At 43.5% G+C, this 14,468-nt stretch carries 13 protein-coding genes; 5 read left to right on the top strand and 8 right to left on the bottom strand.

Translation table 11 applies throughout. The features are described 5' to 3' along the window. Positions 1-46: 46 nt before the first annotated feature. From AAC006_RS10530 to AAC006_RS10550, 5 genes are all read left to right on the top strand, one after another. Positions 47-1,984 (top strand): diguanylate cyclase, encoded by a 1,938-nt coding sequence (locus AAC006_RS10530; protein ID WP_126872664.1) that lies wholly within the window; start codon positions 47-49, stop codon positions 1,982-1,984. Positions 1,985-2,057: 73 nt separating this feature from the next. Then, positions 2,058-3,011: a DUF3034 family protein gene (locus AAC006_RS10535; RefSeq protein ID WP_126872665.1), complete on the top strand. Its 954-nt coding sequence runs from the start codon at positions 2,058-2,060 to the stop codon at positions 3,009-3,011. Positions 3,012-3,021: 10 nt separating this feature from the next. Next, positions 3,022-3,489, top strand: a complete 468-nt coding sequence (locus tag AAC006_RS10540) for a group 1 truncated hemoglobin (protein WP_126872666.1) — start codon at positions 3,022-3,024, stop codon at positions 3,487-3,489. A 166-nt stretch (positions 3,490-3,655) separates the two neighbouring features. Beyond that, positions 3,656-4,255: a hypothetical protein gene (locus tag AAC006_RS10545; protein WP_126872667.1), complete on the top strand. Its 600-nt coding sequence runs from the start codon at positions 3,656-3,658 to the stop codon at positions 4,253-4,255. A 184-nt stretch (positions 4,256-4,439) separates the two neighbouring features. Further along, on the top strand, positions 4,440-5,270 hold the full coding sequence (locus tag AAC006_RS10550; RefSeq protein WP_013786054.1) for a mechanosensitive ion channel family protein: 831 nt from the start codon (positions 4,440-4,442) through the stop codon (positions 5,268-5,270). A gap of 153 nt (positions 5,271-5,423) precedes the next feature. On the opposite strand, the gene AAC006_RS10555 is transcribed toward AAC006_RS10550, so the two are convergent. The 8 genes from AAC006_RS10555 to AAC006_RS10590 form a co-directional block, all read right to left on the bottom strand. Further along, positions 5,424-6,254 carry a helix-turn-helix domain-containing protein gene (locus AAC006_RS10555; RefSeq protein WP_013786055.1) on the bottom strand — a complete coding sequence of 277 codons (831 nt, stop codon included), beginning with the start codon at positions 6,252-6,254 and terminating at the stop codon, positions 5,424-5,426. Positions 6,255-6,317: 63 nt separating this feature from the next. Further along, positions 6,318-7,640: a nitrilase-related carbon-nitrogen hydrolase gene (locus AAC006_RS10560; protein WP_288388871.1), complete on the bottom strand. Its 1,323-nt coding sequence runs from the start codon at positions 7,638-7,640 to the stop codon at positions 6,318-6,320. Positions 7,641-7,808: 168 nt separating this feature from the next. Further along, the gene (locus tag AAC006_RS10565) at positions 7,809-8,990 is read right to left on the bottom strand and encodes an NAD(P)/FAD-dependent oxidoreductase (protein ID WP_013786057.1); all 1,182 of its coding nucleotides are present in this window, start codon (positions 8,988-8,990) and stop codon (positions 7,809-7,811) included. A gap of 199 nt (positions 8,991-9,189) precedes the next feature. After that, on the bottom strand, positions 9,190-10,203 hold the full coding sequence (locus AAC006_RS10570) for an ABC transporter ATP-binding protein (RefSeq protein ID WP_013786058.1): 1,014 nt from the start codon (positions 10,201-10,203) through the stop codon (positions 9,190-9,192). After that, the gene (locus tag AAC006_RS10575; RefSeq protein ID WP_013786059.1) at positions 10,203-11,723 is read right to left on the bottom strand and encodes an iron ABC transporter permease; all 1,521 of its coding nucleotides are present in this window, start codon (positions 11,721-11,723) and stop codon (positions 10,203-10,205) included. Before AAC006_RS10575 ends, AAC006_RS10570 begins: the two co-directional genes overlap by 1 nt. After that, positions 11,720-12,754, bottom strand: coding sequence for an extracellular solute-binding protein (locus AAC006_RS10580; RefSeq protein WP_126872668.1), 1,035 nt, complete (start codon positions 12,752-12,754; stop codon positions 11,720-11,722). The genes AAC006_RS10575 and AAC006_RS10580 overlap by 4 nt, the downstream gene beginning before the upstream one ends. A gap of 16 nt (positions 12,755-12,770) precedes the next feature. After that, positions 12,771-13,580, bottom strand: coding sequence for a hypothetical protein (locus tag AAC006_RS10585; RefSeq protein ID WP_013786061.1), 810 nt, complete (start codon positions 13,578-13,580; stop codon positions 12,771-12,773). A 405-nt stretch (positions 13,581-13,985) separates the two neighbouring features. Continuing rightward, positions 13,986-14,459 (bottom strand): peroxiredoxin, encoded by a 474-nt coding sequence (locus tag AAC006_RS10590; protein ID WP_013786062.1) that lies wholly within the window; start codon positions 14,457-14,459, stop codon positions 13,986-13,988. Positions 14,460-14,468: the final 9 nt, after the last annotated feature.

A 14,468-nucleotide genomic window follows, 5' to 3' on the forward strand; every position in this document is an offset into this window, starting at 1 on the left:
ATTGCAGGTTAATTAAGCAAGTTTGTAGCCATTCGGAGGGCTTTTTTTGGCTGTAGTACATAGACGCATCTGTTTTTTGATGCTTTTCGCCATTTGGGGGGTGCTGGTTAGCCTTTCTTTTCCTGTGTCTGCAACTCTTGATACCGCACCTACAGCAGTACCTGTTTCTGACACTATGCCAGGCACAATTAGTGAAAATGCATTACACGACTTTGAAAATGCTATTTTTCTATACCCTCAGCAAACCTACCGAAAATTAGTCACACTTGCGCAGTCAAATGACTTCAGTGATGACGGCAAAGTTTGGCTGTTGTTACGAAAAGCCCAAACCGAGAGTGTATTAACCTTATACAAAGAAATGGATGCCACCCTTGCCACTGTCGCAATATTCACCAATGTGATGACCAACGAACAAAATGCACTATGGCTTTATTTAAAAGGGAGCCGGATGCATCAAACAGGCAATATTTCTGGCGCTATCGACACGCTGAAGTATGCAGTTGAAGTCGCTAAAGAAGAGCCTAACAGTACTATTTACGTGCTTGCTATTAGAGAGTTAGGTTACGGATTTGCACTTTCCGGAGACTACTACCGGGCCACCCTAATACTGCAAGATGCTTATAAAAATCTCGTCATTTTAAACAACCCCTTTTTTAATGGATTGTTAGAAGAGAGCTTAGGCGACACCTATAACTATTTAGGTAATTACACAAAAGCCATTGAGTATTACGAAGGTGCGCTTACCTTCTTCGAGTCCATTGGCTACCAACCCCATGTTGCCAGTACCTTATTGGGCCTAGCTATGGTGAACCGAAAGCTGGAGAATTGGAATGATGCACTTTCTTACTTTGACCGTTACGAAATAGCGCTGAATTTTACCAACAATCACAGCGAAAATTTCTATTTGCATTATGGCCGCGCTATGACAATGGCAGAAAGAGGAGAGTGTAACCTTGCCATTGATGCTATCGATGATGCGCTGGGCTTATCGGGCCCCATTGATTACAACGCAGAACTTTACAAAAAACGCGCCCTATGCAATTTAACCCTTGATAACTTGGCTGAGGCTAAACAAGATTTATCGAAAGCACGCACTATTTTTAACGGCATAGAAGCATTGCACAATACGCAGTGGCACTTAGAGCTTGATTACATTGCAGGCTTAGTGGCATTTAAAGATAATCGCTTTGAGCAGGCTTTTGAATTTATTCATAGGTATTACAAAGACTTCCTTGAGTTGCAGCGTTTAAACAATTCAGAATATGTCACCCAAGTACAAGCCACAATGGAAGCCGAGCGTAAAGACAAAGAAATTGCCCTCCTAAAACAACAAACACAACTTCAAGCGGCTACGGCCAGGGAGCAATCGCTGAAAGTACGGCAGAAAAATATGATGCTGGTAGGCGTAGTAGTCATCTTTGCACTGTTACTTATTTTTGTGGTTTTCCAATATAAAAACTCAAGAAAGCTATTGGCCCTTTCTATTCGAGACGATCTTACTGGCTTACACAATCGGCGTTACTTCTTTGATTATTTCGAGCACAACCTAGTTAAGCTGAACCCCAGTCACGTAGGCTTGGCACTCATCTCTTTCGACATAGATAACTTCAAACACATTAATGACAACCTTGGTCATCACGTAGGCGACGAAGTCATTAAAACCGTGGCACACACAGCGGCAAATACACTACGTACTAATGACGTTATTGCACGTATTGGGGGAGACGAATTTATAATTGCCCTTCCCCGCACCACACTGCTACAAGCTAAAGAAATAGCCAAGCGAATCCTTGAAAATATCAGGAGTCACCGGTTTACCACTAAAGAAGGCGCAGATTTTAGTGTAACCGCGAGCTTGGGCGTGGCTTATCATCATCAAAACAAGCTTATTGCCTTAGATGTGAAATCGATGATGGAGTCTGCCGACACAGCGCTATACCAGTCTAAGCGGGCTGGCAAAAATCGCTTCACGGTTGCAGCTTAGGAAAAGCACGAGTAAGGCTTTATTTCTGACAAAACTTACCTATTATTTAGGTAAGCTTCAAGAAAGGGAATTTATGATTAAAGCAACATTTTTTTGCCTAGGCTTTTGTTTAATTTCATTTTTCAGCAGTGCAAACACGGGCTCTCGCCTAACTGCAACGGGCGGCGTTACTGGATTTGAAGGCACCGCTGGTGGCGGTATCACGCCTTGGGCCTTTATTAGCGGCTATGGCAGTAAAGAAGAAATTAACGGTACCGCGAATGTTCAATACCTTCATTTAAACGACTACACCTTAACCACCTTTGGTGCCAGCCTTGGCATTTACGATCGCGTTGAATTAAGCGTACAACGACAAACTCTAGATATTTCATCTGGCATTACCAGCAATGTTTTCAGCTTACTTACCGATGGGGCAATTAGCGCCGCACAATCTACCCGTATCGACATAGATATTGTGTCTGCAAAAGTGAAAATATTGGGTGATGGCGTTTTTAACCAACGCACTTGGGTACCCCAAGTGGCTATTGGCGCACAATATAAAAAACACCGAGATTTTGATACCACGCTTCTATTGCCCGATGGCACCGGCCCGCTTCCTAATCAAGGTGTAGCGCGCATACTTGGGGCTAAAGATGATAGCGGTACTGATGTTTTTGTTTCTGCAACCAAGCTTTATTTAGGCCATATTAACGGTTTCAACCTATTGACCAATCTGACCGCCCGCTATACCAAAGCAAACACCTTTGGGTTACTTGGTTTTGCTAGTGAAAATGACGATAGTTATAAACTGGAATGGGAAGGTTCTTTGGCGCTACTAACCAGCCCGTCAACCGTGGTCGGCGTTGAGTTTAGAACGCAAACCAATCGCCTAGGCGGGCTAGCAGAAGAAGATACGGTAACCGACGCCTTCATTGCTTACTTTCCCAATAAGTCATTTTCCCTCACCGCAGCTTATGTAGATTTAGGCAACTTGCTTATGCAGCCTAGCTCGACAGGCTTCTATCTAACTGTCACTGCTAATTTTTAAGTTGGTGATGATGAGTACCTATTTACACAAAACAAGCATAACGACAGCCGTAATCACGCTACTTTTTACTCTGTTAGGCGGCATCAACGGGTGTTCTAGCACGCACACTGCCAAGCAAAACGCTACCAGCCTGTACGATGAAATTGGTGGCAGTAAAACTCTTAACACTGTGTTTGGTGTTGCCATTAATCGCATCTATAAAGACCCTGTTATAGGGCATTACTTTAATGGTGTTCCAAAAAGCCATTTACGCAAACAACTGGTATCACAAACGTGCGAGCTTATTGGCGGCCCTTGTGTCTACGAAGGCAAGGCCATGCTAGAGACCCACAAAGACTTAAATATTAAAGAGCGAGAATTTTATATTTTAGTGGAGTATGTGCAAGGCGCGATGCGTGATGTTGGCTTAACCTATCAACAAGAGAATCAAATTCTGCAAAAACTAGCACCAATCAAATACGAAACGATTTACCTGTAGTTTGTGGGGGGCATCTAGTGGTATCGATGCAGTATGTTTAAAAAAGCTAGGCATAAGTGAAAATGTCCTCTTTTTACCTGAATATTGATTAACTTAGCGTTCATTTTTCGTTCATCTCACATCCCCTATTCTTCTTATTAGTTCCCCAACCTAATAAGGATATTCAATGTATAAACTTCTTATCGCTCCAACCTGTTTTTTAGCAGCAAGTGCTGTATTTGCGGCTGACAAACCCATTATTAATGCTCCTTCATACGACTTTGCACAGGTTTCATTGGTGCAAACGGAATTCGCCGATTTAGATATGTTTACTCCGAAAGGCTTTGAGTTTAAGGCAAGTAAAGTACTTGGAATGAACGTTTTTGGTGAAGCCACATACTTTATGGCTGATGACAAAACCCAAGGGGTAAACATGGATGTCGACCGCTGGAAAGTGGCAGTTGGCTATATTCACCATTTTTCAAATCGCACAGTACTGGACGGTAAAGTCGGCTATGGTGAAATTGATATTAAAATAAACGACAGTGACAATGCCGTTTCAGCCGGAACCGAGTACTTTACCGGTGAAGCCAATATTCGACATATGATAACAAGCAATGTGGAAGTCTATGGCGGATTAGAATGGCAAAAATGGGATGAAGGTTCTGATCAAAAAGCCTATAAGTTAGGCACACAATACCGTTGGGATTCGATAGCAGTTGGCGGTGAATATACTAAATTCTCCGATTCCGAGGTGTTTGCTGCCTTTGTTCGCTACACCTTTTAAAAACGTTTAATTATCTGATTAATCAAAATAAAGTAGTGAAATCCTTGTGTATTTCGCTGCTTTATTTTCACAGCTTCATACTATTGATGAATACCTTTAATGTGGTTTATGGCCTATAACATAGCGGCTTGAAGCACCCTTACGAATCATTAAAGAATAATCAATCGTTATGAGGAATTTGAGCATGGAAGAATTTATTGCATCACTTGATGTTGATCAGTATCTCCCTGGCGCACTAGCGTGGGCCACCAATATACTACTTGCGTTACTTATATTAATTATAGGCATGTGGGTAGCAGGTAAAGCATACAAAGGCATGGTTGCACTAGCCGGTCGATACCCCCAATTAGACGACACCCTATTTAAGTTTTTTGGTAGCGTAATACGCTACACCATCTTAGCTTTCGTGGGCATAGCAGTACTTAACCGTTTTGGTGTACAAACCGCATCTATCATTGCATTGCTGGGTGCCGCAGGGCTTGCCGTAGGCTTAGCACTGCAAGGCACACTGTCTAATTTAGCCGCTGGCGTTATGCTACTTATCTTCCGCCCTTACAAAGTAGATGACTTTGTAGAAGCAGCAGGCAAGTTTGGTAAAGTCACCGAAATAGATATGTTCACTACCATTTTGCAAACCTTCGATAACCAACACATTATCATTCCAAATAGCCAAATTTGGGGCGAGCAAATTACCAACCACTCACACCATGAAATTCGCGGTGTAGATATGACCTTTGGTGTTGCTTATGGTGAAAGTATTGATGCTGCACGCGCCGTTATCGACAAAGTGCTCGCTGAACACCCCCATGTACTTAAAGAGCCTGCGCCGTTTGTTGAAGTAGAAACCTTAAACAACAGCTCGGTAGACTTCATTGTACGTCCGTTCTGTGAAGGTCAGCACTACTTCGATATTCGTTACTCAGTGCCTGAGCAAATTAAGAAAGGGCTTGATGAAGCGAACATTGAAATTCCATTCCCACATCGTAAAGTTATTTTGGTTAATGAGACCAATTAGACATTGATTCTGATATGAGAAGGGCGAACTAAGAAGCCTACAAATACATTGGATTCATGGCTAAACAACAACTAAGGCCTGATTTCGATATTTTATCGAACTCAGGCCTTTTTAGCGTCAAACTAAAATACTGCCAATTTTTTATATAAAAAATTAAGAATCACTTGCTCTACAACTATCTGATAACGCTTCTTGTATTACGTTCGTCAGTTCGGTGTTTCGAGGTTGCTCCGAAACACTAACTTGATGTGGAACCTGATGGAAGCTCGGCACTATTCGACCGGAAGTTTGGGAAATAGCTTCTCTTGGTCTTATGTGGTTCACTGTTAGGTACTCAACTTTTTGCTCACCTTCCAACTCTCGAACTAGAACATAAGCCTTCTTCCCTTTTTCAGTTAAGCTATATTCTTTTGTTTTCCCATCAGTGGCACTTAGTCGTTCTGAAATAGTCCCCATTCTTTTGAGTTCTGTTGTAATTCTAGAAACTCTCTGTTTAGGTGTTATACCTAATTGGTTGGTTATATCTTGAACTGTGCAAGGCTCATTGTAAGCTAAACGAATAATACCTCTATGCTGGCTTCGCTTTGATAAAAAAACTATCTCATCTTTAAATAATTTTTGTTTTACGAGAACATTAAAAATATGCTTATATGTCCGCCAAGCAATATTTTTATCGTATGTCAGATCGGTATCTACTGCTCTCAAAATTAACTGTGATGCTGCGAATGTTGCATCTACATTAAGAATTTGTTGAGGAGTCAGTTGATCAGTAGATGCTGATTCAATAAGCCTATCAAAAAAGCTTTCAATAAATGGAATAAATGAATCTGTAATAAATTCTGGGATCGTCTTAACAAAACCTCTTAACTTTAAAATAGCATCAGGAAGTTCTTCGATACGATCAATACCAGTATTTTTAAACGAAGATAATAGTTCTACTGCTTCCAACTCTTCTTTCGAAGATGGAGCGTTTGGCGTAACCATGATGTCACCTATGTTAGAAAGTGAAATAACTATAGTTTGGTTAGTAAACAATTACAATGTTTACTACGTAACATCTTTACCAAAAGATTCATAGCCAAGACGAGAGATTGTACTTTTTTTTCCTATTTCCCCCCTCAAGAAGCCATGATAAATAGAACTAGCCCCATTGTCGGTAGGATCACCGAGTTCTTGGTTAACTAAAGCCACTACGGGCCCAGCCATTCTGTAGATTGCCTTAACGCGCGTTTCATGGAGTTTCATAGTGCTTTCACCTCCCATTGTGGGCACGAAGAAATAATCTACCCCAGATTGATGAGCAAAATCGTGCATTCTCATGTTGTCGTCACAGAAGTCTTTGCATATTAGGGTAACTCCTCTGCCAAATGGGAGTTCAATAATTGCCAAGGAACGCCCTGTAGAAGTTTTTTCTACCCCATACTTTTCGTCACCTGTAAATCGAGTCATCTTGTCATGAGTAAAAGCGATTGAGCCGGTATGATCCAATGCAGTACACGTATTAAAATACGCATCTTTCTTACGGTTATATTTGTGGAAGCTTCCTGCGATCACTAGGCTTATCCCATGACCTTTTGAATTTTCTCTATTTCTATTGGTATTTAACCAGCAGGCTATCTCGTCAACTATATTATTGGGAATAGTTAGCTCAGGAAATATAACAATGTCACAATCATTTTCGACGGCGTAGTGCAAGACTTTCTCAGCTTCAGCAAAGCGATCTACACTTGGATGAATATCTTTAGCTAAAAAGCTTACGTCAGTCTCACCTCTGTCAATTTCAAACTCAACACCTGCACTTTCAAAACTACATACGCATATCTTGGGTGTTTCTCGATTTTTACTATGAAAATTTGTCCATGCTGACTCTGGTAACGCTTTAAAATCAAATGCAAAGCTAAAAGAGTTTGTCAGAATATGATTCCAATGCATTACCCTAATTGGGTTGTCTCGTTGTTTTCTTGTCGTTATAAAGTCGTTATGAGATATATCGCTTTGCAATAGGTGAACAGTATGACGAATATCGTCGTAAATAATGTCAATGGTCTCATGAGACTTTCTGGAGTTTTCATGCAAAAATTCATCCATCAACACGAAAACTGATAGTAGGTTCGCTGTTTCAAAGTACTTGTTTATTTCCTTGAACCCGCCTTCTTCAATTTTCCGAAAAGAGGACATAAGACCTGATTCGTTTAAAAAGTCTGAACGCTCTGTGGGGGTAAAGACTGAGTAATCTCCATATTCATCACTAGATAGCTCATTGGCATACTGACTAAAGTACCCCCCTATCTCTAAATGCAAGTACAATAAACAATAGGCGTCAGATACATGTTCATGAAATTTTTTTGCTAATAACCTTCTGAACTGCATGTCTTTCATCGCTCTTGACCGTCCCTGTTGTCTTGAGGTTAGATAATGTATCGACAGAGGAATAGTAAAATATTTTCGATATCAAAACCCTCTTCCTGAAAAACTATTGCTTTGACTCAAGCGCATAGCTAACCATTTAATCTACTTGCTCTGACTAATCATTGTCAACTACACCACCTGCCCGGCTGCCCAGCCGCTGCTCCAAGCCCACTGGAAATTAAAGCCCCCTAACCAACCGGTTACATCTACCACTTCGCCTATAAAATAAAGGCCTTCTACGTTTTTAGCCATCATGGTTTTAGACGATAGCTCATTGGTGTTTACACCACCAATAGTAACTTCGGCGGTTCTGTAACCCTCGGTGCCGTTTGGTTTTATTTGCCAGTTTTCTAGCGTGTTAGCAATAGCCTCGCATTCGCTGTGGCTCAGCTGCTTCACCGGTACATTGCGCCATTGATGATATTCAATAAAGCTTTGTACCATGCGTTTGGGGAACACTTTGTTTAAACAGGTTGCCAGTAGGGCATCTGGCGTGTCGGTGCGCGCCGTATTAATAAGCGCCTGCGCATCTTCAGTTGGGAGCGTATTAATACTTAACGCATCGCCAGCTTCCCAATAGCTTGAGATTTGTAGCATGGCTGGGCCACTTAGGCCGCGATGTGTAAACAGCATAGCTTCACGGAATGAGGTGTCGTTGCATTGTGCATTTACGTCTATGGCAATGCCGCTGAGTTCGGCTAATACGTCTTTGTCTTTATCTTGCAGGGTGAAAGGTACTAGAGCTGCGCGAGTGGGTAGCACATTTAAGCCGAACTGCTCTGCCACTTTGTAACCAAATGGTGTTGCGCCTAGCTTCGGCATGCTTAAGCCGCCGGTGGCAATAACGAGTGACTCACATTGGTATTCACCCAAAGAAGTGTTAAGCGTGTAACCTGATTCGGTTTTTTCAACGCTTACAATGTCGCAGCGTGTGGTAATAGTTACCCCCGCTTTATCACACTCTTTTAGCAGGAGCTCTACAATATCTTTCGCGCTGTCGTCGCAAAATAGCTGGCCGAGTGTTTTTTCGTGATAGGCAATACCGTGCTCTGCTACCAATCCAATAAAATCCCATTGGGTGTAGCGGCTTAATGCCGACTTACAAAAGTGTGGGTTTTGCGATAGAAAGTTTTCAGGGCCAGCGTACATATTGGTGAAGTTACAGCGTCCGCCTCCAGACATAAGGATTTTACGACCTACTTTTTTGGCGTGATCGAGCACTTCTACACTGCGCCCACGGGCACCGGCTTGCGCTGCACAAAACAGCCCTGCTGCACCAGCACCAATCACAATTACATCACGCTGTTTCACACTACTCACCTTTAATTGCTGTACCTGACTTGGAATATCGTTCTAATTACCCTAACTGTCTAATAATAAGGCATAGGGCAAAAACGAGCTGAATTATACGTAAATGCTGGGGGGCTACAATGTGTGCCAGCAGTTTAATTTTAAACCACTGGTGTAGTGTATTGGTAGATAGGGGTTTTTAGTCTTCGAGTGCGAAAGTTTATGCTCGCGAAAACACCGCTAAAGGATGCGTAGTGATGAGTGCCATGTGTGCTCGCGCACCCGGTTTCATGGCGTTTTCGTGGCTTACACGTACCTTTAACTGGCTGCCGCTGTCTAGGGTTACGGCATAAAGGCGGCTTTCCCCCTCGTAACGTACCCAATCTACAGTGCCATTGGGGCATTCATGGTCTGCACGTAAACTTAAATCGTCAGGGCGCACTAACAAGTCTACCTTGCCGTTAGCACCATCTACTGATGTGCCAGGCACAGTGCCAATGTCAGTGGTAACGATGCCGTTATCGAAGGTACCTGGAATAAAGCTAGCTTCACCCATAAATCGAGCCACAAAACGGCTGGCGGGCTCTGAGTAACATGCTTCTGGGGTTGCAAGTTGCTCTAGTACGCCTTTATTTAATATCCCTACCCTGTCACCTACGCTTAAGGCTTCTTCTTGGTCGTGAGTTACCCAAATAGCAGGCACGCCTGCAGCTTTAAGGGCATCGCGAATTTCCCAACGAAGGCTGTCTTTTAAGGCAGCGTCTAGGTTTGATAGGGGTTCATCTAATAAAACAAATGCCGGCCCGTGTGCCAAGGTACGGGCTAGTGCAACACGTTGCTTTTGACCACCCGATAAACGAGCAGGCTTAGCATCACGAAAATCTTCAAGGCCAAGAAGCTTTAGCCAATGATCGGCAAGCTTAGTATCTTTTAAACGGAAGCAAACATTTTGCTGAACGGTCAAATGAGGGAACAGTGCGAAATCTTGAAACACCATGCCTACATTGCGTTTTTCAGGAGGCACCGTTTTCTTCGGCGTGGCGGTCCAGTTGCCAAGGGTCATTTGCCCTTCTGAAATAGGGATAAGGCCTGCTAATGCCTGTAAGATAGTGGTTTTACCGCAGCCTGTTGGGCCCACCAGCATGAGAATTTCGTCTGAACCTAATTCTAGGTTGAGCTTATTCACTACACGGGTAGCACCATAATTAACTGACAACTCACTCACTTTAAGCATTAACTACGATCATCCTCGGAAACGGTAAACTGGGCCCGGCGTTCGCCAGAAAGCATTAATATTAATCCAAAGCCCGATAACAATACCAGCAATAACCCCGGTACAGCAGCACGGCCGAAGTAACCTGCTTCGTACACACGCCACATGTAGGTGGCTAAGGTTTCAAACCCCGTTGGCCCCAACATTAGGGTGGCAGGTAATTCTCGCATGGCTTCTAAAAACACCAAAGCGGCACCGGCTATCATGCCCCTTAAGGTAAGTGGCAACGTAATGCGCATAAATGCTTCGCGAGGGCTAGCCCCTAACACTCGTGCTGCTTTCACTAATCCGGTATCTAAATTCTCTGCGGTACTACGCACACTGCCTACGGCAAGGGGTATAAAGCGTAGAACATACGCCATCACCAATAAACCCAAGGTTTGATACAAATAAGGTAATTGAAGGCCAACGTAAACCAATGCAGTACCCATCACGATGCCAGGTACGCCAAAACCAAAATAAGTAATGCGTTCCATTAAACGTCCAGCTTTGCCTGCAATAGCCGCGTGGGCAACGGGTATAGCCAAAATAACAGCCACAATAGCAGCTAGGAAAGACGCATAAGCCGAATTCCACGCATAACTAAATTCAAACCCACCGGTACCTTCCCGTATTAGCCACAGAGTGAATACCGCAAGAGGCAATACAATAGCCAGCAACAATATAGGCATTGCCGCTAATAACATAAGGTTACGTTGCCAACGGGCTGGCCATAAACTTAAATGCCTGCCGGGGCGTTCTTTGGCGCCGCCAATACGACTTTCAATGAATAAGATCAACCCTACAATCACCATTAACTGCAAGCTCAGCATGGCAGCTTGGCTTAAGCCAAAGGCATTGTATTCGACAAAAATAACGCGGGTGAAGGTGTCTAATCCCATGATGGCAGGCGTACCAAAGTCAGACAGTGCATAAAGTGCGGCTAATAAAGCACCGGCTGCAATACTGGTGGCTACACGAGGTAATACCACGCGCCACAAACTTTTATACAAAGATACACCAAGGGTGCGGGCCGCATTGATTAGGCTGGCATCAAGGCTAAGTAACGACGCCCGTGTGGTCATCATCACAAAGGGGTAGGTGTACAACGACATCACCAAGGCCGAGCCCCACAAACCATCAATACTGGGGGTGGTAATTCCTAATACGTTTTCTATTTCGCCGCCACGGCCAAAAGAAAAGTACATGGCGAACGCACCGATATAGCTGGGTAAGGCTAAGGGCGCAGCTAAAAGAATTAGCCAAAATCGTTTGAACGGCATTTGCACGTAAGCAGTAAAGAGCGCTAGAGGCACACCTATAAGTACCGAGCCAATAATAGTCAGCACCATAAGTGATACGGTGTTGCCGAGTACGCGCAAGTTGTGGGTGTCGAAAATTTCTGCGCTATCTGATGCTAACGAAAATAAAACGCCTACTGGCAACAATGCCATTAACGCGATAATTAGAGCCAGCGGGTACGACTTTGGCCAGTTGCTCACAGCACCCCGACTTTTCGCATAAGGTTAAGCGTGGGGCGTAAATCTGCTAGTTTTCTGAGATCCATATCGGGTGGCGATATTTCAGATAATGCAGGTAAGCCTTGCGGCGGTGTAACACCTTGTACCAACGGAATTTCGTACGCTTCGCTTGCCAAATACCCTTGTACTTCGCGGCTCAGTAAATAGCGGATAAAGTTAACAGGTAAATCACCTTCGCTTAATGCCACAATACCCGAAGCATTGACTAAACAGCCTGCATCGTTTTGCGTATAGGCAAGGGCAACATTAGCGTTTGGCTTACCGGCTTTTAAGCGCAACGTGTAGTAATGGTTAGCAAAGCCCATATCCACTTCGCCCCGTTCAACGCCCATGACTACGCCAAGTTCGCCTGCGTATTTTTTCGCTTTGCTATTAACGCCTTTAAGCCAATCGGCCGTGGCCTTTTCACCTTCTAAAATGCGCATAGCGGTAACGAATGACTGGAATGAGGCATAAGCCGGAGCCCAACCCAACGCTAAATCACTATCAGCTAAGGCCATTACGCTATCTGGGATTTGATCGGGGGTTACCCGCTCTGTGTTATACGGCAATGTACGAATACGGCCGGTAACGGGTGTCCAGCTAGGATATTGGAAACCGTCTTTCAATTGCGTGGTTAAGTCGGTAGGTAACGGCTTCGCTAAACCTGAATCGGTTACCATGCCAATACTGCCGGTATCTACCGCCCAAAATAAATCGGCGCGCTTCACCCCTGCTTTTGCTTCTGCAGCAAGGGTATTGGCTAACGCGGCTGAAGCGCCGCGTCTAATTTTTAGGTTAAGCTGTGGATTACGTTTTTTAATGGCATCGAGCACATTTTCATACAAACCACCTTCGCCACGCCCTAAATAAAGGGTGAGATCACCTTCCAACTTAGGAAGGGATTCTACCGACACACTTGCAATGGTGTTGGCAAAGCTCAAACTGCTGATAGGTAAACTACCTAACGCACCTGCGGCGGCTAAACCTTGTAAAAATGTTCTACGTTGCATTTGAAAAAACTATTCCTTAGAAAACGTCTTTACGACTTTTTTCTGCTTCTACTAACAAGGAACGAGCGCGATCTAATTTCGTTTGCATAGTTTCCACTACACCACGAACCGCCTCTACGCCTTTACCGCCAGTAATTGCTTGTGGAAGGGTTACGTTAAAGTCTTTTTCTAAGTCTTCAACTAGGTCGGCGTCTAATTCAATTAGCGCCCCTTCTACCCCTTCAAAGCGTTGTAAGTAAGTATCGTGAACCAAGGTGGTGGCAACTTCAGTCAGTTGCTCTGCCGATTTAGCCACTACGCGATCTAAACGCTTTTTAATATCGTCAATAACTTCAGGCGCGGTGGTTGGTTCAACTTCAGTGGTTTGTACTTTGGCAACCAAACCCTGCTTTTGATATTGTGACGCAAGTTTAACTGCGCCTAACGCTTGCCACAAGGCTTGATTAAGTTTGGTTTGCTCTGCGCGAACGTCTTCTACAGATTTGCCGTTTTCGATACCCATTTTAATGCCATAGATACCCTGCCATATAGACGCATAAACAGGTACGTACTGAGTTTCAATCGCAGAATGAAAATCGACTTCTTCCCAATATTCAATTAACACGTCTGTGTCCACGTTTTTGCTGTCTTTTTCGTACGCATCAACAACACTGCCGAATTTTTCTTCTAACCAGTGCACTTCTTCTGTGTACTCACCAATATGAGCTTGAAGATTGTTTACATGTTCGCTGATTACACCATTTGCAAAGGCGCTGCTTGTGCCCAATGATAAGGTCACTGCTAATACTAATACCGAGGCACTTAGCTTCTTGATTGTTGTTGTCATCACTTTTCCTAGTACGCTTTTAATTATGCAAATGATACTTATTATCATTAATTAAGTAAAGGTAACTCGACGTATGATTATGACATACTTTCGCATTACCAAATTGACATTGAAGTCAGTAACTACGGTGTTTGCACCGAAAGTTGCGTTTAGCAATTCATCGTATAACCGCTATTCACTGGCTGTTTGCGACATAGTTATATTACATTTTAACGACACTATGCGATCAACTTTATTCAGGCTAGGCAATCGTAAAAATCTATCTATAATTTTATGACGTTTACAAACTTAGGCTTGCTAACTGGGTTTGGGTGGTAATTTTTACGATCAAAAAAAAGCCTGAGCATTACGTCACAGTATGCTCAGGCCTTTCAATAGGTTTAGTGCTTAGTATTGAATTTGCTGTTACAAGCTTTTTAGCATGCTCTCGGCATCACTGACTTCAAAGCGACCAGGATCTTCTACACTGATTTTTTTCACTACGCAGTCTTCAACTAACATGGCGTAACGCATTGAGCGCAAGCCACCAAAGTCGCTGGTATTCATGTCTAAACCAATTTGCTTAGTGAAATGACCGTTGCCGTCTGCCAGCATCATAATCTCTTCAGCGTTATTCGCTTTTCCCCATGCGTCCATCACGAACGCATCGTTAACCGATAAGCAAATAACCGTATCTACGCCTTTAGCTTTAATTTTATCTGCCAATGCTACATAGCCCGGTAGATGTGCTTGAGAACAGGTTGGCGTAAACGCGCCAGGCACTGCAAACACTACTACACGCTTGTCGTTAAAAAGCTCGGCAGTGCCGGGGTTTGTCATCTCACCGTTTACTAAAAGGCTGAAATCCACCTCGGGCAAGGTGCTACCAACTTCTATCATGCTGCTCTC

Source organism: uncultured Alteromonas sp. (assembly GCF_963976965.1).
Classification (GTDB): domain Bacteria; phylum Pseudomonadota; class Gammaproteobacteria; order Enterobacterales; family Alteromonadaceae; genus Alteromonas; species Alteromonas naphthalenivorans.